The 23,907-nt window shown below is 54.4% G+C and carries 21 protein-coding genes; 7 read left to right on the top strand and 14 right to left on the bottom strand.

What is annotated here, in order from left to right; genetic code table 11:
* Positions 1–3: 3 nt before the first annotated feature.
* From CFELI_RS10645 to clpS, 5 genes are all read right to left on the bottom strand, one after another.
* Complete coding sequence (locus CFELI_RS10645; protein ID WP_290259014.1) at positions 4–975, bottom strand: putative endonuclease domain-containing protein; 972 nt, start codon at positions 973–975, stop codon at positions 4–6.
* Positions 976–1,662: 687 nt separating this feature from the next.
* On the bottom strand, positions 1,663–2,370 hold the full coding sequence (locus CFELI_RS10650) for a rhomboid family intramembrane serine protease (RefSeq protein ID WP_277103982.1): 708 nt from the start codon (positions 2,368–2,370) through the stop codon (positions 1,663–1,665).
* A 57-nt stretch (positions 2,371–2,427) separates the two neighbouring features.
* A complete protein-coding gene (locus tag CFELI_RS10655; protein WP_277103983.1) occupies positions 2,428–3,387 on the bottom strand; it encodes a P1 family peptidase in 960 nt (319 codons plus the stop codon).
* A gap of 120 nt (positions 3,388–3,507) precedes the next feature.
* Positions 3,508–4,059 carry a DUF2017 domain-containing protein gene (locus tag CFELI_RS10660; protein WP_277103984.1) on the bottom strand — a complete coding sequence of 184 codons (552 nt, stop codon included), beginning with the start codon at positions 4,057–4,059 and terminating at the stop codon, positions 3,508–3,510.
* Positions 4,060–4,070: 11 nt separating this feature from the next.
* On the bottom strand, positions 4,071–4,391 hold the full coding sequence (gene clpS / locus CFELI_RS10665; protein WP_277103985.1) for an ATP-dependent Clp protease adapter ClpS: 321 nt from the start codon (positions 4,389–4,391) through the stop codon (positions 4,071–4,073).
* 316 nt (positions 4,392–4,707) lie between these two features.
* On the opposite strand from clpS, the gene CFELI_RS10670 reads away from it, so the two are divergent.
* From CFELI_RS10670 to CFELI_RS10680, 3 genes are all read left to right on the top strand, one after another.
* Positions 4,708–5,274, top strand: a complete 567-nt coding sequence (locus CFELI_RS10670) for a CAP domain-containing protein (protein ID WP_277103986.1) — start codon at positions 4,708–4,710, stop codon at positions 5,272–5,274.
* Between the two features lie 270 nt (positions 5,275–5,544).
* The gene (locus CFELI_RS10675; protein ID WP_277103987.1) at positions 5,545–6,852 is read left to right on the top strand and encodes a nicotinate phosphoribosyltransferase; all 1,308 of its coding nucleotides are present in this window, start codon (positions 5,545–5,547) and stop codon (positions 6,850–6,852) included.
* Positions 6,853–8,844 (top strand): ATP-dependent DNA helicase, encoded by a 1,992-nt coding sequence (locus tag CFELI_RS10680; RefSeq protein WP_277103988.1) that lies wholly within the window; start codon positions 6,853–6,855, stop codon positions 8,842–8,844.
* 297 nt (positions 8,845–9,141) lie between these two features.
* On the opposite strand, the gene CFELI_RS10685 is transcribed toward CFELI_RS10680, so the two are convergent.
* Positions 9,142–9,651: a DUF4411 family protein gene (locus CFELI_RS10685; RefSeq protein ID WP_310129413.1), complete on the bottom strand. Its 510-nt coding sequence runs from the start codon at positions 9,649–9,651 to the stop codon at positions 9,142–9,144.
* A complete protein-coding gene (locus CFELI_RS10690) occupies positions 9,630–10,766 on the bottom strand; it encodes an ImmA/IrrE family metallo-endopeptidase (RefSeq protein WP_290259017.1) in 1,137 nt (378 codons plus the stop codon). Before CFELI_RS10690 ends, CFELI_RS10685 begins: the two co-directional genes overlap by 22 nt.
* Positions 10,767–10,989: 223 nt before the next feature.
* Here CFELI_RS10690 and CFELI_RS10695 point away from each other — a divergent pair, with 223 nt between their 5' ends.
* A complete protein-coding gene (locus CFELI_RS10695; RefSeq protein ID WP_277103990.1) occupies positions 10,990–11,610 on the top strand; it encodes a hypothetical protein in 621 nt (206 codons plus the stop codon).
* 124 nt (positions 11,611–11,734) lie between these two features.
* Positions 11,735–12,760 (top strand): acyl-CoA thioester hydrolase/BAAT C-terminal domain-containing protein, encoded by a 1,026-nt coding sequence (locus tag CFELI_RS10700; protein WP_277103991.1) that lies wholly within the window; start codon positions 11,735–11,737, stop codon positions 12,758–12,760.
* Here the strand turns inward: CFELI_RS10700 and CFELI_RS10705 are convergent.
* From CFELI_RS10705 to nrdF, 4 genes are all read right to left on the bottom strand, one after another.
* Positions 12,757–13,500, bottom strand: a complete 744-nt coding sequence (locus CFELI_RS10705; RefSeq protein ID WP_277103992.1) for an aminoacyl-tRNA hydrolase — start codon at positions 13,498–13,500, stop codon at positions 12,757–12,759. The genes CFELI_RS10700 and CFELI_RS10705 overlap by 4 nt on opposite strands.
* Positions 13,500–14,786, bottom strand: coding sequence for a phosphoserine phosphatase SerB (gene serB, locus CFELI_RS10710; protein ID WP_277103993.1), 1,287 nt, complete (start codon positions 14,784–14,786; stop codon positions 13,500–13,502). Before serB ends, CFELI_RS10705 begins: the two co-directional genes overlap by 1 nt.
* Before the next feature lie 187 nt (positions 14,787–14,973).
* Positions 14,974–16,668, bottom strand: coding sequence for an aa3-type cytochrome oxidase subunit I (gene ctaD / locus CFELI_RS10715; RefSeq protein ID WP_277103994.1), 1,695 nt, complete (start codon positions 16,666–16,668; stop codon positions 14,974–14,976).
* 997 nt (positions 16,669–17,665) lie between these two features.
* Positions 17,666–18,655, bottom strand: coding sequence for a class 1b ribonucleoside-diphosphate reductase subunit beta (gene nrdF, locus CFELI_RS10720; protein ID WP_277103995.1), 990 nt, complete (start codon positions 18,653–18,655; stop codon positions 17,666–17,668).
* A gap of 503 nt (positions 18,656–19,158) precedes the next feature.
* On the opposite strand from nrdF, the gene CFELI_RS10725 reads away from it, so the two are divergent.
* Entirely contained in the window at positions 19,159–19,647 is a 489-nt protein-coding gene (locus CFELI_RS10725) for a ferritin (protein ID WP_277103996.1), read from the top strand.
* Positions 19,648–19,873: 226 nt separating this feature from the next.
* Complete coding sequence (locus CFELI_RS10730) at positions 19,874–20,287, top strand: helix-turn-helix domain-containing protein (protein WP_277103997.1); 414 nt, start codon at positions 19,874–19,876, stop codon at positions 20,285–20,287.
* Between the two features lie 316 nt (positions 20,288–20,603).
* Here the strand turns inward: CFELI_RS10730 and nrdE are convergent, their stop codons facing one another.
* From nrdE to nrdH, 3 genes are all read right to left on the bottom strand, one after another.
* The gene (gene nrdE, locus CFELI_RS10735; protein WP_277103998.1) at positions 20,604–22,763 is read right to left on the bottom strand and encodes a class 1b ribonucleoside-diphosphate reductase subunit alpha; all 2,160 of its coding nucleotides are present in this window, start codon (positions 22,761–22,763) and stop codon (positions 20,604–20,606) included.
* Positions 22,764–23,139: 376 nt separating this feature from the next.
* Positions 23,140–23,568 (bottom strand): class Ib ribonucleoside-diphosphate reductase assembly flavoprotein NrdI, encoded by a 429-nt coding sequence (gene nrdI, locus CFELI_RS10740; protein ID WP_277103999.1) that lies wholly within the window; start codon positions 23,566–23,568, stop codon positions 23,140–23,142.
* A 101-nt stretch (positions 23,569–23,669) separates the two neighbouring features.
* A complete protein-coding gene (gene nrdH, locus CFELI_RS10745; protein WP_277104000.1) occupies positions 23,670–23,897 on the bottom strand; it encodes a glutaredoxin-like protein NrdH in 228 nt (75 codons plus the stop codon).
* Positions 23,898–23,907 lie beyond the last annotated feature (10 nt).

Genomic DNA, 23,907 nt, shown 5'->3' on the forward strand with positions numbered 1-23,907 from the left:
GCTTTAAGCTGCGCGTTTGTGGTGGTTGGTCAGTATTGTGTGGATGTGTCGGATTAGTGGGTGGTCTAGTAGGTGGAGGTTGGGGATGTCGTTTCTGGTTAGGCTGGGGTCTATTTCGTCGGGGTGGTAGCGGATGATGATGTAGCCGTGGTTTTGGATGTGTTTTTCTCTGAATCTTTCGTTTTCTAGGGCGTTGAGGTTGTTGCGGGTTTTGAACCGTCCGTCGATTTCGACGGCGATGAATCCGTTGACGACTATGTCGATGCGGTAGCTGTTGACTATTACTTGGGTGTCGATGCTGGTGATTTCTGGGATGTAGTGTTGGGCGTGTTCGATGAGGCGGCGTGCTTTGGTTTCGTAGAGGCTTTCACTGTTGGTTCGTGCGGTTTTTAGTAGTTGGTGTGCGCGGGGTTTGCCGTGGATGGCTGGCATGTTTTTCAGCTCGTATAGTGCTTGGTTTTTTGTGATGCGTTTGGTGTGAAAGGCTGCTTCGATGAAGGTCATGGCGATATCTTCATCGGTTTCTAGGGCTACGAGGTCAACGAAGGTGCGGGTGATCGTGGTGGTGCGGATGCCGTTTTCTTCGATGATGTCTGTTTCGGGTAGTAGCCGTGAGGTGTAGGTGGCGTGTTTGTTGCGTTTGTTTTGTGCTGGGGGTTTCATTTTCCCCGGGAGTGTCAGGTGGATGGTGGGTAGGGTTTTGGTGTTGGTGATAAAGGGGATGCCGAGCACGCAGGCTGCTGCTCTTCCGGTGAGTACTGCGCTGCGGGTCGTTGAGGCTACGGCATAGCAGCGTAGTAGGTTTTGGGTGCTGGGTTTTAGTGCGCTGAAGGTGGGGAAGTTGATTGCTCTGGTGGGTGCAAGGCGGAAGATGCGTGGGGGTAGTTTTAGGTTTTTGCGCAGGTTGAGCAGGTGGTTGTACGGGATGGTAGGTTCGTTCAGTCCGAGGATGGTTGTGTAGTAGAAGGTGTTCATATTTGTGATGGAAACATACCTGTAGCAGGTTCGCATCTTTAGTAAGAGTTTCTTATATTGTCGCAGGGGTGTATGGGGGTGAAATCCCCCCTTTTTTGTGTTTTCTCGTTCGACCTTTCACATCCTATGGGCCCAAAATCAGGGGTCTGAAACTGGAAAGGTCGAGCAACTCAACTGGGGCGCACACGGGAAGGGGATGGGGTATCCACGCACACAGCCAACTCGACCTTTCACTCCCAAAGGGCCCAAAATCAGGGGTCTGAAACTGGAAAGGTCGAGCAACCTAACTGGGGCATAAACGGGAAGGGGCTGGGGTATCCACGCACACAGCCAGTTCGACCTTTTGCTTCCAATGGGCGCAAAAACTGGGGCTTAAAACTGGAAAGGTCGAGCAACCTAACTGGGGCGCACACGGGAAGGGGCTGAGGTATCCACACACAGCCAACTCGACCTTTTACTCCCAAAGGGCCCAAAATCCGGGGTCTAAAACTGGAAAGGTCGAGTTGCAAGGCGCAGGGGTGGGTAACGGGGAGTGCGTGTTTTTGTGCGGGGGTGTTTGCGGGCACAAAAAACTCGACTTTCGCACGTCATCTCCCATGCAGTGTTAGCGGGGTGTGAGGTGGGAAAGTCGAGTTATCGCAACGTTGGTGCCAAAGCGTGCCCGGCGCGTTAGAAGGAGGTTGGGGTTTATTTTGCGCGTTTTTGGATGCGCTTTGCTTCCTTTTTTGCCCGAAGTGCCGGTGGGTCGTCGGAGGTGATGAAGGCGCCTGCGATGATTCCGCCGACTGCGCCAAATAGGTGTCCTTGCCAGCTGACTCCTGCTTCGCCGGGGAATACTCCCCAGACGAGTCCGGAGTACATGAATGCCAGTAAAACTCCGACGAGGACTTGGGAAAAGCTGAGGTTGAAGACTCCGCGCACGATGAGGTAGGCAAGCCATCCGTAGATCACTCCACTAGCGCCGACGTGTAATGTGCCCACGCCCCCTAGTAGCCAGACTCCCGCACCACCGATGACGACTGCGATCATGGTGACTTCCCAGAACACTCGCCGGCCGGAATATCCGACAAGGAATGCAAACAGTGCCCCGGGTACAGTATTGGCGATGAGGTGTGCGAAGCTTCCGTGTACTAGTGGTGCGGTGAAGACGTGGAGTGCCATGGATGGTTCGAGTGGCACTATGCCGAAGTACTGTAAGGCCCCGCCGAAGATGAACTCGTTGGCGATGTGGATCGACCAGGTGAGGATGAGGAAACCTAGGGCGATTCGAATTCCTGTCTTTGCGCGGGCACGCGCCGATACGATGCCGGGTATGGGGCTGTTCGGTGCGGGGGACTGGCCGTTGAATGCAGAAAAGGATTCTGGGCCAGTCGAGTAAGGAGGAATAGTGCTCATAATGTGTACTGATTTTACTTCGCTTATCGTGGTCTGGCACCGTGGCGGGCTGTTTGCTCAGGTGAGGGCGATTTCACTGTAGGCGACGGGGGCGCCGGGATGCTGGGTGTTAGGTTGAGCCTTGACGACGGCGTCGACAAGCGCGCGGGCAACGAGCACGCTCGCAGCTTGACAGAGTTGTCCCAGTTGAGCCACGGATACTCCTGTTGCTTCGGGGGCAGTTGACATGCAAAACAGGGTGTCGCCATCAAGGGGGGAATGGGCGGGGCGTACCGCAATCGCAATCCCATCATGCCCGACCATCGCCACCCGTTTTGCCTGCGCTTTTGTCAATGGTGCGTTCGTCGCAATCACCCCGATCGTGGTGTTGAGCTTTGTGCCTAGCGGGACAAGTTTTTCAAACTTCTCCACATCAACTTTGTGCTTCGCGTCAGCCCATAAGCACCCGGTGTCGGGGTCAACCACACTGCCCACGGGATTGGCCACAATGCCTACCGACATCATCCACGAACCAATCTGCTGCGAACTTTGACCGAAACCACCCCGCAACACACCAGCAGATGCACCACAGCCAGCACCTACCGAACCAGAATCGCAGGATGCCGGATTAGCAAGCGCCGCTTGTGCTGCCGCATAACCATCAGCCACAGTCGGACGATGAGCCGGATCGCCCACCAACAAATCAAAAATCACCGCGGCGGGCACAATCGGAACAATCGGACCCGGCGTATCTTCGAGCACCCGAAACCCAATACCATGTTCCTCAAGCGCCCGCATCACCCCGTCAGCCGCCGCCAAACCATAAGCGGAACCGCCCGACAAACACACCGCATGCACCCTACTGACAGTATTGTGGGGCTCTAAAAGATCCGTCTCCCGCGTCCCCGGTCCCCCGCCGCGCACATCTACAGCACAGGTTGCAGACTCCGGTGCCACAATCACCGTGCACCCTGTATCCCCCAAACTCTGATGCGCTACCTGAATCCCCGGCACATCACTGAAAAACCCACTCGGCATAACCACCTTCACCTTTCTCACCTGCGCGAAACCTCAGGTGTGCGCACCCATCAACGGTACGCACACCAGAAAAATCATTCTAGTAATACACGCGAACACACGCAGCGCGGTGAGAATGCGCTACTGGAGTGGAAGCTCCCCCATCATTGCCGTGAGCAAAGAATCTTGGTTAAACGCCAACCACTCCACCAAGTTATCCCGATCCGACTGCTGCTCAGCATCTGTCACTTCAGAGGCGGCGAAGAACAAACGCATATCGTTTAATGCCCGCAACCAATGGTGCGCCTCCTCCTCACTAATACTGATGCTCTCGCTGCCCTGCGGGCCTACCGCGAAACAAATCAGAGAAAGGCTTTCTAGCTTCGCTTTCGTAATGTCGCACTCATGCAGCGAACGCAACAACGAATTATCACCCTCATATTCCTCATCCCCGGCGCGCTCAAAGTCAGGTAAAAGACGAGCAAGGCCTGGGTCTTGGGGTGCGTCTTTATGTCCCGAGGGCATACCTGTGAGTTCGGCCAGTTCGTCTTTCGGGGCGGTACGGGCGCGCTCCATCAGCGCATCCGCGACGGTAGCGGCGACGTTGCCTAATACTTCCCGTTCGATGGGTTCTAGGATGCACGAATATTTCGTGCCCTTGAGTAGGGATTTTTTCTTCTTCCACGCCTGCATAGTGTTTACTATTACCCCGCTTGCTGCATCGTTGCCCATAGACCGGCGGTTTGCAGCTTTTTCACGTCGATTTCTACTTTGTCTTTCTCACCGGAGCTCACAGCGGCTTTACCTTCTGTGTGAACCTGCATCATCAATTCCATGGCGCGTTTTTTGTCGTAGCCGAGCACGGTTTGGAAGACGTAGGTGACGTAGCTCATCAGGTTGACGGGGTCGTCCCACACGATACACATCCAAGGGAGGTTTTCGCTCGTGGCTACCTCAACGACCAGGTCCTGTTCGAGTTCAGGTGTGGCCATGGGGGAGGCGCACATCGGAGTGGAGGTATTCATGCTTTCTAAGAATAGTCGTTGCTGCTTTCTTCGGCGAAAGAGTTGGGTAAATTGAGGGAGATTTTTTGCCTGTGTCGCCTTCGTCCTTTCTCTTTTGCTGCAGGTGGGGATATGAATCTGTAGGTGCGGGATTGGTGAATGCGATTCTTACAGTCATAATTGCGGGTATGATGTATGTCGCATGATCTACACCACCGTGGGTCTTTTTCACGGCTGCGATTTGGAATATGCCCCATGTATGGTGCTCATTGTTTCATCAAGCGGGGTGTAGTGTTTCGTTTCTACCAAAGAGAGGTCAAAGGTAGTGAATACACCTATGATGCGAGGTGCCGGCATTAATATGCGCGCGGTGTTATCGGGCAATCCTGAGGCGATTGCTCAAATTCAGCGTGTGCTTTCGGTGTTTATGGCGGTGGTGACTTTTGCAAGTGCGACTGTGTCTACGCTGCAAAGTGGTGCTGGCGTTTCTTCCTCACCTTTGGCTCAGGCAGAACAGCCCGGCTTGGATTCCCTCGTGCAGCCTTTGGATACTTATCGGGTGTGGGAAGACGCGACGATTCGCAACGATATTGTTTATATTTTGAACCGTTCGCGCACCGATACTGCCCGCCCTATCGTGCACAGTGATTTTGGATTGAGTATGCAGGCACAAAAGTGGGCGGAGCGTAATGCCACCACAGATTCCTATGCAGAAACCCCCGCGCAAGTGGTGATGGTTCAAGCGGTGCTTCCTTCCAAGGGTGCCTCGGCAGCTAAGTTTTTAGAGGTGTGGTTCAACGATCCGGCAAGCCAGAAAGCTCTCGCGCGTAAAGATGTAAACAGCATTGGGGTGGGTGTGGCTAGTGCTGGGGATAAAACTTATGCTGTGATTCAGCTCAGCTAGTTTTTCTCGTTACGCTCGCGCCCTGTCGTCCGTGCGGTAACCCGTGCGGTAACCCCTGTGTGAGCTGAAGGAAAAGCTACTGAAAAAATACCTTGCGATCTTGCTTTTCTTGTTTTCCCTACCCCCAAAGCAAGTTAGTGTATATTTAACAATAACAAAGGGATTGTGAACACTCAGCTCACCTTCCTTCACACCCCTCCACCCCACACGCACCCTGCCTACGCCCTAGGCAGAATGCACAAGAATAGTCGAGGCAGTACGATGACCCACATGCACTCATTCCCATCCACCGCGTTAATGACCGACAAGTACGAGCTCACCATGCTCCAGTCGGCACTGGCCGATGGCACCGCCAACAGGACGTGCACCTTCGAGGTTTTTAGCCGACGCCTCCCCAACGAACGCCGCTACGGCGTGGTCGCAGGCACCCAGCGAGTACTCGAAGCCGTGCAAAACTTCATCTTCACCGAAGAGCAGATCGCAATCCTCGACTTCCTCAACGACGAAACTCGAGAATTTTTACGCAACTACCGCTTCTCCGGCGACATCGACGGCTACCGCGAAGGCGAACTCTACTTCCCCCACTCCCCCATCCTTACGGTGCGGGGTACCTTCGCCGAATGCGTCATCTTAGAAACCCTCATCCTGTCCATCCTCAACGCCGATTCCGCTATCGCCTCAGCTGCCGCGCGTATGGTCACAGCCGCCGATGGGCGCCCACTGGTAGAAATGGGCTCACGCCGCACCCATGAAGAAGCAGCTGTTACCGCCAGCCGCGCCGCCTACCTCGCAGGTTTTACCTCCACCTCAAACATGGAGGCCTCCTTCCGCTACGGTATCCCCACCGCCGGCACCGCCGCACACGCATGGACACTGCTACACATCAATGCGGACGGCACCCCGAACGAAAAAGCAGCATTCCAATCCCAGGTGGACATGTTCGGTACCGACACCACCTTACTGGTTGATACCTACGACATCACCCAAGGCGTCAAAAATGCTATTGAGGTTGCCGGCACCCAACTCGGCGCCGTACGCATCGACTCCGGTGATTTGGGTGTGATGACCCGCAAGGTCCGCCAGCAACTCGATGAACTCGGCGCACACAATACCCGCATCATCGTCTCCTCCGACCTGGACGAATATGCCATCGCCGGTTTGCGCGGCGACCCGGTCGACGGCTTCGGCGTAGGCACCTCCGTGGTCACCGGATCTGGGGCTCCCACCGCATCCTTGGTGTACAAGCTCGTTGAGGTCGATGGTCTTCCTGTGGCGAAGCGTTCCCGCAACAAAAACTCCGTCGGCGGTGCTAAGAAAGCAGTGCGTACCCACCGCGCTACCGGCACTGCTGTGGAAGAAATCGTCATCCCCCTGCACATGTCCACCCCAGAAATCGGGCACCTTGACGTGCGGGAACTGTCCATCCCGCTGGTGCGCAACGGCGCGATTGTCGACGGGCTTCCCACCCTCGACGAGTCCCGCGCTTATCTCGCCCAGCAGCTTGTCACCCTCCCGTGGGAGGGCTTGGCTTTAAGTAAGGATGAGCCGGTGCTGAGCACCCGCTACATGGGTTTCTAGATGGCGGAGTCTGAAGCAACCGATCAACCGCTGAACCAGTCCACTACCGACCTGCTTGCTGCCGCCGTCGCAAGTTTAGGGGGCGCAACCCGCGCAGGTCAGGTACAGATGGCCGAAGCAGTCACCCACGCACTCGAATCGCAACGACACCTCGCAGTGCAAGCCGGAACGGGCACAGGTAAGTCCCTGGCATATCTTGTTCCGGCGCTTCGCCATGCCCAAGCCACCAACTCCTCGGTTATCGTGTCCACCGCCACGATCGCCCTGCAACGCCAGCTCGTCGACCGCGACCTGCCCAGGCTTGCCGACGCCCTCGAACCGTTGATGGAACGTCGCCCCACCTTCGCAATCATGAAGGGACGACAAAACTACCTCTGCCAAAACAAGATCGCCCAAGCTGAAGCCCTTGAACAGGAACAAGACGCTCTCGTCGAGGCCACCGAACTCAGCTGGATGGCTGCGCACGTCACACGGGTGCACGAATGGGCAAACGACACCGAAACCGGCGACCGCGACAGCCTCGAACCCGGCGTCCCCGACCTCGTGTGGCGGCAAGTGAGCACCTCCAGCCAAGAATGCGTCGGCGCCTCACGCTGCCCACACGGCGACTCTTGCTTCGCTGAAATCGCCCGCGAGCAAGCCCGCGACGTCGACATTGTAGTCACCAACCATGCCATGCTTGCCATCGATGCCATGCTCGACATCAACGTACTGCCTGAGCACGACGTCGTCATCGTCGACGAAGCCCACGAACTCGTCGACCGCATCACCTCAGTGTCCACCACCGAAATCTCCGTCAACGCCATCAACCTCTCCGCCAAACGCGCCGGCAAACTCGGTGCGGAAGGCCGCGACGAGAAGCTTATCGACGCCGTCAAAGACTGGGAAGCAGCCATGTACGGTGTGGAGGAAGGCCGACTGATCGAACTTCCCGAATCCATCAAACCCTCACTGTCTGCACTACAAGACTGCCTGTGGCGCGTACGCGAACACATTTCCCGCGCCCCCGACGGGGAAGCCGCCAACGACCCTGAACGCAACGCCGAACGCCAAAGCCTCAGCAACCACCTCGGCGACCAACACGACTCCATTGCCCGGATCTTAGAAGTGTTTAAAGAAACCGACGTAGCCCAACACGAAGACGTGGTGTGGGCTGTCATCGATGATCGCCGCGGCATCATGCTCAAAGTCGCCCCACTCTCAGTATCCGGGCTACTGCATGCTCGCCTCTTTAGCCACAACACCGTCGTTTTAGCCTCCGCCACCTTAACCATCGGCGGAAACTTCCGCGCCATGGCCGCCAGCTGGGGTCTGGCCACAGGCACCTGGGACAGCCTTGATGCCGGCACCCCCTTCGACCCAGCCAAATCCGGTATCCTCTACACCCCCACCCACATCCCAGAACCCGGCCGCGACGGACTATCTACCGAAACACTCGACGAAATCTACGACCTCATCATGGCCGCCGGCGGGCGCACCTTAGGGCTCTTCTCCTCCAAGCGCGCAGCCGAACAAGCCACCGAAGCCATGCGCAAACGCCTGCCTTTCGACGTCCTATGCCAAGGCGACGACACCACCGGCGCACTCGTGGACAAATTTGCCAAACAAGAAAACACCTGCTTGTTTGGAACCCTCACCCTCTGGCAAGGTGTGGATGTGCCAGGCACAAGCTGCTCGTTGGTCATCATGGATAAGATTCCCTTCCCCCGCCCCGACGACCCCCTTCTCCAAGCACGGAAAGAAGCTGCCGATGCCGACGGACGCAACGGGTTCATGGAAGTCGCCGCCACCCACGCCGCCCTCCTCATGGCCCAAGGCGCCGGGCGACTACTTAGGCACGTCACCGACCGCGGAGTCGTTGCGGTATTAGACAAGCGACTGGTGGAAAAACGCTACGGCAGTTTCCTGCTCAACTCCATGCCCTCGTTTTGGCGCACCAACAAAAAAGACGTGGTTCTCGGTGCATTGAAACGACTAGTCGCCGCCCGTTAACGCCCACCATCAGAAGCAGGTCCGAACAATCCACGTGTTAAGCAAAATATCAGTTAGAGATAGAGCGAGTGCTACCTTTAAAACCGCAGGTCAATTTTTCCCACTCACGCTGAAACTCTAACTATTATTTTTGAATCAATCTACCCATATTGATAGGCATTGGAAATATGGTGGCTACCGTGACATCCCCAGTCCCCCACCAGGTATCGCAGCACAACTACCCGCATCTGCACACTGTGGTGTGCCAACGGGAAAGGCTTCCTTGGCAACGCAATGAAACAACAGATATTCCGCCCGTTAAAACACCCACCCGAGGCGCTGAAACATTCCAATCGTATCCACACATGGAATATGGAAGTATGCTGCAGCATCGGGAATTTTCACTTTTGCGATGGACTGCGGTGCCGGTTTTTCGTTGGTGACAATCACGAACCTGTGTCGTTTCGCAGAGGCCACCAACCAAGAATCAGCAACTTTGAAAAACTCATCAACAGCAGCGTCAATAAATTTCGGATGGCGAAGGTTTTCTGCCCAGTCAGCCACCTGACCTAGTTCATCCAGCTCCTGCTCATCTGGATGAATAATGCAGGTATCTGGAGTATTCGCCTGAAACCAGCGTGAAACTGGACTATTCCACACCGTGAGTTCTTTTTTCACTTCTTCATGAAAGAAAACTCGGCCAAATGGAAGTTCTTGGGCGAACTGATTCCACAGTGATGGAAAGATAGCTCGAGGATATGTTTGTTCCAAAGCGATCACAACATTTGTATCAAGCAGAAGCAGTTTTAGCCACCACCTCTGACCAATTGAAGGGCTTTATTAAAAGTCTCGGCCTTTTTCACGCCTAGATAGCGCGCTGCATCATGACTCGGGAGCATACCCGATTCCTCCGCCGTTGCGATAGCATCCAAGAAGCGCTCACCCACCCGATGTCTCACCATGATATGAAAAGGTGGCCCTTGTGTACGCTCCTTCTCGTAGCGTTGCGAATTCTCCCTAATACGAGCCAAGAGAAAGTCAGTGGAATCAGGGTCAATAATCCCAAGGTTGCAACAACGCCACATCAAGGCTTCCCTACTGACGCCACACACCTGCGACTGCTTTTCAAGCATTTCATATAGGTCCTGCGAAGCATCGCACGCCTTAAAACACCATTCTGCAGGCATGAGAAATTCTGCTGCAAAACTATTGCACCACTGTTCGATCTCCTGATAAGTGCCGTCCCCAGATATCCCAGGCGTTGCGCGCACAACGTGTCCCAATTCATGAGCCAAACTAAAAAGCTGAGCTGTCGCTGAATCACGTGTATTGATAAAAACAAGAGCGTAACCAGAATGAGTAAGTGTAAAACCACGAAACTCCTCGACAGAAAGAGGACGTTGGGTGTTATTGCCCACAACACTGTTTCTTTCCACGATAAGTCCCGCCGCCTGCATAGCTTCGGCCAGCACAGTGGTTTTATTTGCCCCTTTGACAGGTAGTGATTGATCCCACTCAAATAATTCCCGGACTTTTCGTGCCGCATCACGCGGATTGCTCTTATCTGACGCAAATCCAAGAATAAGTGGATGAGCAACCCCTGTTTCAGCGGCAAACTCGGCATACCACGCCAATCTGTGCTCGGCAGTTTTCAGCACTTCAGAAAGATCAACGCTCGGATTTACAAGCTGAGAACTGCGAACCGTCCGAAAATCCGCTACCTTCATCGCTTCCGGAGACGGTGCAGGAAGCAGCAGACGAGGAAAAGGAATTCGTGCTTTTTCAGCCAGTTTCCGCGCCTGCACAAGAGTTGGTTTTTTCTCGTGGTTCAGCCACTTTTCCAGATCGGGGAAATAATGCACCCGTTCGTCGACGCTCAGCCCTGAACGCTCGATCGCCCATTTCAAAACTGCAGGAGAAATACTGACACGGGTAGACATCATTCCTCCTCGTTTCGAACATGTCCGATGGAAAACAGTATTAGGATCAATCCTATTACACGCATCAAACATGCCGTAGGATTATTCTCAGCTCCGAACCGGTACATACCCTTATACGCCCCGAGCACACTTTCTTCTGTGGCACATCCGCATGAACTAACCTACTTTACAGCCCCTTTTTTATTGTGCCTCGACCATTGTTCGATCTTGAAAGAAAAGGCTTGATGTGAGTACTCAACACAACGATTGGGATCCCCCACTTAACCTCACTCATGCACCAGTGATGCCACAGGTAGCTCCGCAGCCGAGCACACCGAAAAATAATCTCCGAGCACTTATCATCATGCTCGTTGTGCTGGTGCTTATTGCTGCAGCCATGGGGTATCTGCTCATTGGGCGCAATCACACTCAGGATCTCACGCACTCTGGTGCCCCTAGCCCCACGCATGCCACGCCAGTTGAATCCAGCACCCGCGAAACAGTCACGGTAACGCATACTCAGCACGTGCGTCCTCCTCAGCGCACACAGGAAGCGAATACAAACGCCCGTTTTAAACATGTAACTATCCGCCACACTGAGTGCCCTTTCGAGCGTTATATTATTGCTGCACGAGGCGGTTTCAACTACTTTTCGATCTGCGAGGATAACAGCGGCTATACCTATCAAGGCCACATCGACGGCGGGTTTTTAGCCCTACCCGCCACATTAGTGGCGCACAATGAATTTCATGTGGATGCCAACCCCTACACAATTGTGGTCACCCCCTCGGTTATCCGGGTGATTGCACACAACAGCGGCGAGGTTGTCCGCATTCATCAGTTCACCGACTGGGAAACCAAGAACTGACCTCTTCGTATTCCGGCATGCACCACGCGGGCACGAATGCAGGATACTCAACTACATTGGTTTATAGATTCACACAACAAAAGGAGAAACACTCAACTATCTATATCCTTTAGAGAGGTACATCATGCGCACCTTCAAAAAAGTCATGCTTAGACTCGCCATCACCGTCCTCGTTCTCTTTGTGACCATACTGGCGGTTCGGCTGATCAACATCAACCGCTTCGGCGATGGTCTCCAGGCCCAGCCCACCCGCGATGAACTGATTGCTCAATACAATGCGCAAGCAGTCAATGGCGACTATCTGCGTGCTATCCATTTCCCCACCGACAAGGTATCGAAACCTGGCACCGTCGTGGTTTTCGGCGGCTCCGAAGGCAGCTGCAACCCGCACCTAGCCCAACGGCTTCACGAGCAAGGCTACGATGTGCTCGCTGCCTACTTCTTCGGCCAAGAAGGCCAGCAGCCCGAACTCGCCGAAGTCCCCCTCGAGCTTTTCGACGACATCACCGCCTGGCAAGAAAGCCGCGGCAAAACAGAGGAACCACTCACCCTAATCGGTGGGTCTAAAGGTGCCGAACTCGTAGCCAACCTCGCCGTGCGCTATCCCAGCATCGATAATATTGTGCTGTATACCCCCGCCGAATACAGTTTCTTCGCGCTCACCAAAGACCGTTCCAAGGATCAAAGCTCCTGGAGCTACCAGGACAAGCCACTCGACTATCTCTCCTTCCGGCACAACACCAGCTTCACCCCAGCTTTAACCAAAGCAGTAATCACCCTCATGTGGAATGGGCTGATCGCACTGCCGCCTAGGCTGCGCGAGCCCTACCTCGCAGTGGAAGAAGCCGCACAAAATAGAGAAAAAGCGCGCATACCCTTGGAAAAATTCCAAGGCAACGCACTACTATTCGCCGGAACTGAGGATGCCATGTGGCAAGGCGACATCGCAGCAAAAAACCTCGCAGAACTCAGCCCCTCATTCCACGCAGAGATCTACGAAAATGCCGGCCATGCATTCATCGAAGATATTGAGAAACGTGTCGGCAAAAGCTGGAAACGCCTCCTCGGCGGCACCGAAGAAGCAAATGCCCACGCGGCGCGGAAATCAGCGGAAACTTTACACGAAACCTTAGCGCGTTGGCATGGCTAAGCACAGTGAACAGGTTGGGCAAACGCCACACAGGTAACTGAGTTCGGCGCAATCTCAGTCAGGCCCGCATCGCGAACAACCACCCCCGAATCGACGTCGACAAGCGAAGAAAAGACCGAACCAGTTACCTCACGGACACTCACCGCGAAACCACGCTGCGACCACTCCCAGCACAAACGAGGGCTTTGCTCAGCAGCAAAAAACATCACCGCATGCCCCACCTGCGCAGCAGCCTTCCCCAACGACATACCTAAAGAAGCATCCACATACACCACCACACCTTCTTCAGGCGGCGCGGGCGAATCAGCAGGCAGATCCGTACCACGAATCTGAAGCTTACGCACCTGCGGATACACCTGCGACGTAGCCGTGGGAAAACAGGCAAAAGCCGACGCCTGATTCACAGTCGCACCAAAACCTGGAACCTCATGCACCTGCTGCCACGCAGCACCCCGCGCACGCCTAGTCACCTTACGAATCCGGTGCCCATACCACTGCAGAAGCGACGAGCGAGCACAACCTGCATGTGCCACCGACGGATCTAAACACACCTTCAACACAGCCGAACCCACCGCCGCCAACACATCGCTGCGACGCGGGGGAAAAGTCTTCGGAATATGCACAACGATCTGCATCGCCTGCACAGTCAACGGATCCGAAGGATCCTCCGACAGCCCAGCACGCGCCACAAGCGAAGCCCGCAACAACGCATGCGCAGCGGCACACTCGGCCTCAGACACTACACCTCCAGCGGGACGCGGCGCAGCGTACCGTCAGCAATATCAGCAGCATCAATCTCAGCGCGCGTAATGCCCAGCATGTGCAGCACCTCATCGAGGAACGGCGAATTCACCGACGTGTCCGCAACCTCACGCAACGCAGGCTTCGCATTAAACGCAATGCCCAAACCAGCAGCAGAAATCATGTCAATATCGTTCGCACCATCACCGACTGCAACAGTCTGGTGCATTTCCAGACCAGAATCCGCAGCAAACTCCTGCAAGAATTCAGCCTTCGCCGCGCGATCAACAACCTTGCCAATCACCCTGCCCGTGAGTTTGCCATCAACAATCTCTAAGGTATTAGCACGCACATAATCAAGCTCTAGATCCTCGGCAAGCCCCTCAAGCACCTGAATGAAACCGCCCGAGACAACAGCCGTCTTATAGCCCAACCGCTTCAACGTACGAATCGTCGTACGAGCGCCAGGGGTCAGAACAATATCGCGAGCAACCTCATCAATAACAGAGGCATCCAAACCAGCCAATGCCTTCACGCGCTCACGCAAAGACTCCTCGAAATCCAGCTCGCCACGCATCGCACGCTCAGTCACTAATGCCACCTCAGCTTCACGCCCCGCATGCGCCGCCAACATCTCAATCACTTCACCGGTAATCAAGGTGGAATCGCAATCGAAGCAAATCAAACGCTTCGAACGACGCATCAAACCAGCACGCTCAATCGCAATATCCACGCCCAACTCTGGAGTCAGCTGTGCAAGCGCTTTACGCAGTGGGACACCGCCACCTGGACGCGGATTCGACACCGTCACCTTCAACTCAAGGCCGGTGACAGGGTAATCAGAAATACCACGAATGGTATCAATATTGGCACCATAATCAGCCAAGGTTTGACCAATACGGGAAATATCAGTCGCCTCAACAGGGTTGCCCAAAACAATAATTTCGTGGGTCGAACGCGGACGCGAAGACTGGGCAGTATCTTGCAGCTCGACCGACACCGACTGGCCGTAGCCAGACAGGGTATCTTTCAAACCCTGGGTGATCAAGGCAATGCGTTCCTCAGTAATTCCAACAAACGCTGCGAGGGACAAATAACCACGGAATTGGGACTGCTCAACATCGAGGAGCTGGACCCCGTTAGCGGATAATACCCGGAAGAAAGCGGCGGTTACGCCGGGGCGATCTTTACCGGAGATTGTGATGACTGCTGGGACAAGACCGTCTTTCAGCTCGACGGTGGGCTGATTCAAGGATGCATCGGACACAAAAATTAATTGTTCCATGTTCTGCCCCCAAATCACAGTCAGTGTTCCCCCACTCAAGGGCATCAACCGCCAAACTCACATCGAAATATAGTGGGCATGAAAAAACCTTGCTCCGATTCGCTCAGTGTATGAGAGAAACGAAGCAAGGCTTCAAAAGTCAGTGGAGGCTCGTGGCTATTTTAAGAAGATGCCCCTTCTTCACTGATTAGTGATGTCCAACGTGTGCCTCGCGGCGCAGGGACTCCACCATGTGTGGGTAGTGCAGCTCGAACGCTGGGCGCTCGGAGCGGATACGTGGCATGGAAACGAAGTTGTGGCGAGGAGGTGGGCAGGAGGTAGCCCACTCAAGGGAGTTTCCGTAACCCCATGGATCATCCACGGTGACGATCTCACCATAGCGCCAGGACTTGATGACGTTCCACACGAATGGCAGAACAGACATACCCAACAGGAAAGAGAAGATGGTGGAGATCTGGTTCAGGGTGGTGAAGCCGTCAGACTCAAGGTAGTCAGCGTAGCGACGTGGCATACCCATGTTACCGACCCAGTGCTGAACCAAGAAGGTGCCGTGGAAACCAACGAAGGTCAGCCAGAAGTGGATCTTGCCCAAGCGCTCGTCCAGCATACGACCGGTCATCTTCGGGAACCAGAAGTATACGCCAGCAACTGCAGCGAACACCACGGTACCGAACAGGGTGTAGTGGAAGTGAGCAATCAGGAAGTAGGACTCAGCCAAGTGGAAGTCCAGTGGTGGGGAAGCCAGCATAATACCGGTCAGACCGCCGAAGAGGAAGGTAACCAAGAAGCCAACAGACCAGATCATTGGGGTTTCCCACGTGATGTGGCCCTTCCACATGGTGCCCAACCAGTTGAAGAACTTCACGCCGGTAGGCACGGAGATCAGGAAGGTCATGAAGGAGAAGAATGGCAGCAGGATTGCGCCGGTGACGAACATGTGGTGTGCCCACACAGCCATGGACAGGGAGCCGATGGATAGGGTTGCGAAAACCAGACCGACGTAGCCGAACATTGGCTTCCGGGAGAACACTGGGATGATCTCAGAGACGATGCCGAAGAATGGCAGTGCCAAGACGTACACCTCAGGGTGGCCGAAGAACCAGAACAGGTGCTGCCACAGGATGGCGCCGCCGTTACCTGGATCGTAGATGTGTCCGCCGAGCTTGCGGTCGTACAGAACGCCCAGAGCTGCAGCCAGCAACAGTGGGAAAATCATCAGAACGAGAACAGAAGCAACGAAGATGTTCCAGCAGAAGATTGGCAGACGGAACATGGTCATACCTGGTGCGCGCATGGTCAGGATGGTGGTGATCATATTGATGGCGGATGCAACAGTACCAACACCGGTTGCGCCCACGCCTACGATCCACATGTCAGAACCAATACCTGGGGAGTGGATGGAGTCCGCCAGTGGCATGTACATGGTCCAGCCGAAGTCAGCTGCACCACCTGGGGTGAGGAAGCCTGCGAGCATGGCCACCACGCCGATGGAGGTGATCCAGAAGCCGAAAGCGTTCAGACGCGGGAAAGCCACGTCTGGGGCACCGATCTGCAGTGGCAGAACGTAGTTGGCAAAGCCCCACACGATTGGGGTACCGAATGCCAACAGCATGATGGTGCCGTGCATAGTGAACAGCTGGTTGAACTGTTCGTTGGATAGGAACTGAAGTCCTGGGGTGAATAGCTCGGCACGGATGAGCAGTGCCATCAGACCACCAAGGAAGAACCACACGAAGGACATGATGATGTACATGATGCCCAGGAGTTTGTGGTCGGTGGTGGTTAACATCTTCCAAGCCAGAGTGCCGATACGGGCACCTCCGGTTGGTGCGGGCCGAGTTGGCTCGGAGTAATTCTCCTGCCTTGGCGCCACAGCGGTCATACGATCCTCCTGACTTTGCGAAAGACACGTCGGCCTTAAGACATAGGCAAACGTATCTAAAAGTTACGTCCCATATTCTATGGGTCGTAGTGCTTTATTTCCAGCCCATTTGCGAGCCAGACTTTCTACTACCCTACCCCAGTAAATACGTGGTGAAGAAATGTTTTTACCTATCGTTACCGGCCACAATGGTGCACGAGCGCGGGTTTTAACGTTCAAGCGTGACCTTTACCACAAATGTGACCGCCATGACAGTCGGGAATTGCCCCCGTATAGGCTGCTCAAATACCCCCCATCGTTATCAACCTAAAGGTGTAGTGGCACCTTACGCACACTTGCATAGCACTGGACCACACCTACCATCTCCCTTCCCCAGTAAACCATTTTCCCACAGTCTAGCTTCTTCCCGATTGTGGTTCTGAGCGCCTATTATCCACCCTGCCCCCTGGCTGACACCTATCACCGTCAATGAAAATTTTTCTCCATTTTTTCGGGGTAAATATTCAAGTTCCCGTTTGGTGAAATTTTTTTTCCCGCAAACAACTCTTTCACCCACAACTGTCACCTGCAGCTTGCCTGCCAGAACTGACAGTCACACAACGTGAAGCCACCCCCTCATCATTCCGTACCACCAAACTTGGCCACTGCACCGCGATGTGGACGCACTCCACAGGCATAGACTTTCCCCTTTGTTCCCCGCCCGCCCCAGCACGCGCTTGTCATTAGTGCGCAGTTTCCCCGTCACCTCCTCGCAGCCCCTCCACACTCACGCCCTATCCACGCTTTACCCAAGCCGATACCCAACCCACGCCCACATCCACACCCACATTGACACTCACAGGTACACTCTCAGTTCACCTGCCCACAACCCCTAGGTTTTAAAGCATGCACTCCCCGCTACTGTCTGGCATCTGTATTCTCACGAGAGTCAGTCACAGGTGGTGTAGCGGGGAGTGCTATATATATGAGTACTTTTTGCGCCTAGAAGCCTAGACGGCTAGAAGTCCCAGTCCTCGTCGGTGGTATTTTCAGCCTTACCGATCACGTAGGAGGAGCCGGAGCCGGAGAAGAAGTCGTGGTTCTCATCAGCGTTTGGCGATAGTGCCGAGAGGATTGCTGGGGAGACGCGACATTCGTCGGCGGGGAACATGGCTTCGTAGCCGAGGTTGTTCAGCGCCTTGTTGGCGTTGTAGCGCAAAAAGCGGCGTACGTCTTCGGTCCAGCCGAGTGGGTCGTAGAGATCTTCGGAGTATTGGACTTCGTTTTCGTACAGTTCGAGCAGAAGGTCGATGGTGTATTCCTTGAGCTCTTCGCGGCGCTGTTCGGTTTCTTTCAGCAGTGCTTGCTGGTATTTGTAGCCAATGTAGTAGCCGTGGACTGCCTCGTCGCGAATGATGAGGCGGATGATGTCGGCGGTGTTGGTTAGCTTTGCATGCGAGGACCAGTACATAGGCAGGTAGAAGCCGGAGTAGAAAAGGAAGGATTCCAGCAGCGTGGAGGCTACTTTGCGTTTGAGGGGGTCATTTCCTTCGTAGTAGGAGAGAATGATCTTCGCTTTGCGCTGGAGATTGTCGTTTTCCTCGGACCAGCGGAAGGCTTCGTTGATTTCTTTGGTACTGGCGAGGGTCATGAAGATGTTGGAGTAGCTTTTTGCGTGCACTGATTCCATGAACGCAATGTTGGTCAGCACGGCTTCTTCGTGCAGGGATTGCGCGTCGGGGAGCATGGAGACTGCGCCGACGGTGCCCTGGATGGTGTCGAGCAGGGTGAGCCCGGTGAAGACTCGCATGGTGGTTTGCTTTTCCAACTCGTTGAGGGTGCCCCAGCTTTTGAGGTCGTTGGATACTGGCACTTTTTCTGGGAGCCAGAAGTTTCCGGTGAGTCGGTCCCAGACTTCGAGGTCCTTATCATCGGGGATGGTGTTCCAGTTGATTGCGCTGACTGGTGCGGGGTGGGTTTCGATGTAGGCCTTTTCGGTCTGCTCCATGTGCGAAGCCTCTCCTTTAGTGCTTTTGTTCATAAGTCACGCGCCCTGGGGATAGGTTTTTTCGTGCTTCCCATCATCGCTCGGGGCGCGTTAGTACCTCACGAGCCTACCCCAATCCTTGTCCTTTTTCATTCTTGCTGGTGGGGCTGGTGCAAGCTTTTTACGCGTATCGACGCCGTCATCTACTGCCCATTCATGCGCACCGTTTGTTGGTTGTGGGTCACTTTTTCACCTTTTCACCACCGCCAAGTATGTGATCTTGCTCACAGCTGATGAAAATAGTTGAACATAGGCTTAGCTAAATTAATCGCCGAACGATCTATCATAAAAGCTTTTAAAAGGGCCCGAAAAGTGGCGTTTATCATACCATTTAGACATTAGTCCAAACGTTTTTGCTAGGCGCACCCACTTGGTTATGTTAGGGTATCCAACCTGCAAAAATACGAGTTAAGCTGGGCTAACTTTAGCTGACAAGCCTCGGGAACGACTTTACAATGAGGACCATGAGAATCAACGAGAAACTTGCAGTGGCAATGAACGATCAGGTTACCGCAGAGCTGGAAGCAGCGATGGTATACCTCCAGATTTCTTACATCCTTGAAGATCTTTCCCTCACCGGTATGGCTTCGTGGATGAAGAAGCAGCATGAAGAAGAGTTGGAGCACGCACAGGCTTTCGCACAGCACTTGCTGGAGCGCAACTACCGCCCACAGATTGGCGATATCGCTCCTCCGAAGTTGGATGTGACGAACCCGGTGGAGGCTTTCGAGGCAGCACTTGCTCACGAGCAGAAGGTGACTGGTTTGATCCGCGAGATTGCTGTGCTTTCCGATTCTTTGAAGGACTTCGAGTCCCGCCCATTCCTTGACGGTTTCCTTGCAGAGCAGATCGAAGAAGAGACCACCGTGGAAGAAATCCTTGACCGCCTGAAGTTGGCTGGCGAGGGCCTCGGCTACCTGTACATGGACGCCGAGTTGGGCAAGCGTAAGTAACTACCCAACCCACCATATATTTAAAACAAGCACCTCCATCACGGTTCACATGAACTGTGATGGAGGTGCTTTGTACATACACAGCCTCACGGACAGCAGAAACCGTCCCGCATTGAGCATTCACCTTAGAAGCCTAGGTTGCAGTTATAACTGAAAGTACGTAGGGTGGCGTGCATAATCACTTTCAAAAGGACGGTGCGCAATGCCATTGGTCACTAATTCCCACGTGAATTTCACTTCCGAAGAGCTCAAAGATATCAACGAGTTTTTCCAAGCTACGTTGCCGAGGCAGGGAAGAGATACAGTAGAAATTCCCCGCGCAGTTTTTGAGAGCATTCTTCCAATTGTGAGGGCTTTAGAGTCTGGTAAAAGTATCCACGTTCGCACGTTGCCTTCACAGTTAAGCCCTGCTGTAGCTGCATCAATTCTGGGAGTCTCTCGCCCTACAGTGATGAAGTACATCGCTGAGAATAAGCTCACTGCGACAAAACAAGGCACTCATCATCGCCTGAATACAGCGGAAGTTCTCGAGCTCCGTAAGGCCTTTGAGCACGATAAAGCAGGGAAGCGACGTCAAGCTGCGTTGGAGTTATTAGATTTCGAGGACTTGTTAGAAGAGCCACTCGAAGGAAAAAGCTGAAGAACTTTACGGAAGTTGCGCACTTTTCCTTAATTTGCGGATGCTGTTGGCGAATTCTGGGCAACCAGCTTTCTGCACGAGTGTGGCAAGGTCAAGAGGTTCTTTGCACTTTTTCTGCAGTTATAGCTGTACGTGGTCGGAAGCATACGATCCACTAATGCATACCCACGAGTGAAGTGTTCCACTGAAAAGTACATTCGCGTCTAGCAAGTAGCTAGGGCACTTCATGTCCAATCAATGCCTCGCACAGTATTCTCTATCAGGGGCACCGACTATTCATTGTTGATTCGGTGCCCCTGATGTTTTAAAGGTCGTGTTAGAGCATGCAGCTGACGCATCCGTCGACTTCGGTGCCTTCGAGGGCAACCTGGCGAAGACGGATGTAGTACAAGGTCTTAATTCCCTTGCGCCATGCGTAGATCTGCGCACGGTTAATATCGCGGGTGGTCACGGTGTCCTTGAAGAACAAGGTCAACGACAAACCCTGATCCACGTACTTCGTTGCTACTGCGTAGGTGTCGATGACCTTTTCGTAGCCAATCTCGTAGGCGTCCTGGAAGTACTCCAAATTGGTGTTATCCATGTGAGGTGCTGGATAGTACACGCGACCGATCTTGCCTTCTTTGCGGATCTCAATGCGAGAGGCAATGGGGTGGATCGACGAGGTGGAGTTGTTGATATAGGAAATCGAGCCGGTTGGTGGCACTGCCTGGAGGTAGCGGTTGAACAGGCCATCGGCCATCACGTCGCGCTTGAGCTGTTCCCAATCCTCGGCGGTGGGGGTATGAATGCTGGAGGCAGCAAACAGTTCCTTCACCTTTGGGGTTTGTGGAACGAAATCAGCGGGATCGAAGCGGTCGAAATACGCACCGGAGGCGTACTCGGAATCTTCAAAGCCACCGAAAGCGCGGCCGCGTTCACGAGCAATCTTGTTGGAGGCGCGCAGGCACTGGTACAAGGTTGCGGCGAAGTAGGCGTTGGTGAAGTCCAAGGCTTCTTCCGAGCCGTAGTAAATGCGCTCACGACCGAGATAGCCGTGGAGGTTCATCTGGCCCAGGCCGATTGCGTGCGCATCATCGTTGCCCTTGCGGATTGATGGTACGGAGTTAATAGCGGTCTGCTCAGAAACCGCGGTCAGTGCGCGGATTGCGGACTCGATGGTCTGGGCGAAATCTGGCGAGTCCATGGCCATCGCAATGTTCAAGGAACCCAAGTTGCAGGAAATATCCTCGCCGATTTCCGCGTAGGAAAGATCATCATTGAAGTAGCTTGGAGTGTTGACCTGCAAAATTTCGGAGCACAGGTTCGACATGTTCACACGTCCGGCAATGGGGTTCGCCTTGTTCACGGTGTCTTCGAACATGATGTAGGGGTAGCCGGATTCGAACTGAATTTCCGCTAAGGTCTGGAAGAATTCACGCGCGTTGATCTTCTTCTTGCGAATGCGTGGGTCTTCGACCATTTCGTTGTAGTGCTCGGTGACGGAAATATCCGCAAATGGCTTGCCGTAGACGCGTTCCACATCGTAGGGGCTAAACAGGTACATGTCATCGTTGCGCTTAGCCAGCTCGAAAGTGACATCAGGGATGACCACACCGAGCGAGAGGGTCTTGATGCGGATCTTTTCGTCAGCGTTTTCGCGCTTGGTGTCCAGGAAGTTCAAGATGTCTGGGTGGTGTGCGTTCAAATACACGGCACCGGCACCTTGGCGTGCACCCAGCTGGTTGGCATAGGAGAAGGAATCTTCCAGCAGTTTCATCACCGGAATCACGCCGGAGGACTGGTTCTCAATGTGCTTAATAGGTGCGCCGGCTTCGCGCAGGTTCGATAGCAGCAGGGCAACGCCACCACCGCGCTTGGACAGCTGCAGCGCGGAGTTGATGGAGCGGCCGATCGATTCCATGTTGTCTTCGATGCGCAGCAGGAAGCAGGAGACTGGTTCGCCGCGCTGCGCCTTGCCCATGTTCAGGAAGGTCGGTGTTGCAGGCTGGAAGCGGCCTGTCATGATTTCATCGACGAGGTGGCTGGCCAGCGCAGTGTCGCCGTCGGCAAGCGCGAGGGCGACCATGCACACACGATCCTCGAAACGTTCCAGATAGCGGCGACCGTCGAAGGTTTTTAAGGTGTAGGAAGTGTAGTACTTGTATGCGCCCAGGAAGGTGGGGAAACGGAACTTGTGCGCGTATGCCTGCTTGAACAGGTCTTTGATGAAGCCGAAATCGTACTTGTTCAGCACTTCGGGGTCGTAGTACTTGTTTTCGACCAAGTACTCCATTTTTTCTTCCAAGTCGTGGAAGAACACGGTGTTCTGGTTAACGTGCTGAAGGAAGTACTGGTTGGCAGCTTCGCGATCCTTATCAAACTGGATCTGGTTATTCTCATCGTAGAGATTCAGCAAAGCGTTCAGCGCGTGATAGTCGAGCTGCTCTTCGCGTGAAACCGGTTCGGCGACGCTGCGTCCAAATTGATTATTCACGGTTCCTTGTCGTCCTTTTCTTCCCTAGCGACGTCCACTCCCCCACCATGCCCGTGAGGGATGCATAGTGGCAGTGAACACCGTTTATGCGCAGGCGCGCTGCACAAGGTGATAGTGATTGGAAAATGTAGTTGTATCCCTTGCACTTTTAACCCCCCGCGCGGAAACCGCGAAGTATACAAAAGTACAGGTGAAGTTGTGTTAGGGAGATCCCTAGTCGGTTGCAAGTCACCCTAGCGCGGGTGAAAACTCACTCCAGCCATCTTAGGAACCTTGGGCAGGTTTTACCAGATTGGCAGGTCTTGGGGCTGCCCCCTTGCGGTTACGTAACACTGGCGAGTGTGTACGCTGATCCATCCGCCGAAAATACATCGGATTACAATGCGGGTGTCAGTCCAAGTTTCCCGGCGTTTTCAGCGAGGCCTTTGCGCACGATTTCGACGTCTTCGTCGTTGCCCATCAGCTCGAAACGATACACGTAGGGGACGTTGCATTTTTTTGCGATTTCGTCCCCGGCGCGCCCGAAGTCGGTGCCGAAGTTGGAGTTTCCGCCTGCGATTACTGCGCGTAGCAACGAGCGGTTGTGCTCGTTGTTGAGGAATCGGATGACTTGGGGCGGTACGGGTTTGGTGTTCTGGTGGCTGATGCTTGCCCCGCCGCCGTAGGTGGGCACGATGAGCACGTAGGGCTTATCGACGCTGAGTTCTTCGTTGCGGCCAATCGGGATGCGTTGTGCTGGGTACCCGAGCTTTTCAACGAAGCGGTGGGTGTTTCCGGTGGCGGAGGAAAAGTAGACGATGTGCATTGTTCCGCTCCTTGGGTGCGGCGGTGGGGGGTGGGCATGAAAAAACCGCAGCCTCCGTGCATGTGGTGGCGCGGCTTTCGTGTGTGCCTCCCTGTGTGGTCTTAGGCGACAGCCAGGCTGGAGATGCGCTCTGGGCGGTAGCCGGACCAGTGTTCGCCGTTGGCCATGACGACGGGGGCCTGCAGATAGCCGAGGGCCATGACGAATTCGCGAGCGTCGTCATCGATGGAGATATCTACCAGGTCGTATTCCAAACCTGCGCGGTCGAGAGCTTTTTTGGTTGCGGTGCACTGCATGCATGCTGGCTTGGTGTAGAGAGTGATAGACATGATCGGCGCT

It is taken from the genome of Corynebacterium felinum, assembly GCF_030408755.1.
GTDB classification, from domain to species: domain Bacteria; phylum Actinomycetota; class Actinomycetes; order Mycobacteriales; family Mycobacteriaceae; genus Corynebacterium; species Corynebacterium felinum.

Bases quoted from the DNA above. Each gene is read 5' to 3' on its own strand.
- clpS (WP_277103985.1), bottom strand. From the start codon at position 4,391: ATGAATACCTCCACTCCGATGTGCGCCTCCCCCATGGCCACACCTGAA.
- CFELI_RS10655 (WP_277103983.1), bottom strand. From the start codon at position 3,387: ATGCCGAGTGGGTTTTTCAGTGATGTGCCGGGGATTCAGGTAGCGCAT.
- CFELI_RS10700 (WP_277103991.1), top strand. From the start codon at position 11,735: ATGCGCACCTTCAAAAAAGTCATGCTTAGACTCGCCATCACCGTCCTC.
- nrdF (WP_277103995.1), bottom strand. From the start codon at position 18,655: ATGGAGCAGACCGAAAAGGCCTACATCGAAACCCACCCCGCACCAGTC.
- serB (WP_277103993.1), bottom strand. From the start codon at position 14,786: ATGGAACAATTAATTTTTGTGTCCGATGCATCCTTGAATCAGCCCACC.
- CFELI_RS10725 (WP_277103996.1), top strand. From the start codon at position 19,159: ATGAGAATCAACGAGAAACTTGCAGTGGCAATGAACGATCAGGTTACC.
- CFELI_RS10650 (WP_277103982.1), bottom strand. From the start codon at position 2,370: ATGAGCACTATTCCTCCTTACTCGACTGGCCCAGAATCCTTTTCTGCA.
- CFELI_RS10690 (WP_290259017.1), bottom strand. From the start codon at position 10,766: ATGATGTCTACCCGTGTCAGTATTTCTCCTGCAGTTTTGAAATGGGCG.
- CFELI_RS10660 (WP_277103984.1), bottom strand. From the start codon at position 4,059: ATGCAGGCGTGGAAGAAGAAAAAATCCCTACTCAAGGGCACGAAATAT.
- CFELI_RS10680 (WP_277103988.1), top strand. From the start codon at position 6,853: ATGGCGGAGTCTGAAGCAACCGATCAACCGCTGAACCAGTCCACTACC.
- nrdH (WP_277104000.1), bottom strand. From the start codon at position 23,897: ATGTCTATCACTCTCTACACCAAGCCAGCATGCATGCAGTGCACCGCA.
- nrdI (WP_277103999.1), bottom strand. From the start codon at position 23,568: ATGCACATCGTCTACTTTTCCTCCGCCACCGGAAACACCCACCGCTTC.
- CFELI_RS10670 (WP_277103986.1), top strand. From the start codon at position 4,708: ATGATGCGAGGTGCCGGCATTAATATGCGCGCGGTGTTATCGGGCAAT.
- CFELI_RS10645 (WP_290259014.1), bottom strand. From the start codon at position 975: ATGAACACCTTCTACTACACAACCATCCTCGGACTGAACGAACCTACC.
- CFELI_RS10675 (WP_277103987.1), top strand. From the start codon at position 5,545: ATGCACTCATTCCCATCCACCGCGTTAATGACCGACAAGTACGAGCTC.
- ctaD (WP_277103994.1), bottom strand. From the start codon at position 16,668: ATGACCGCTGTGGCGCCAAGGCAGGAGAATTACTCCGAGCCAACTCGG.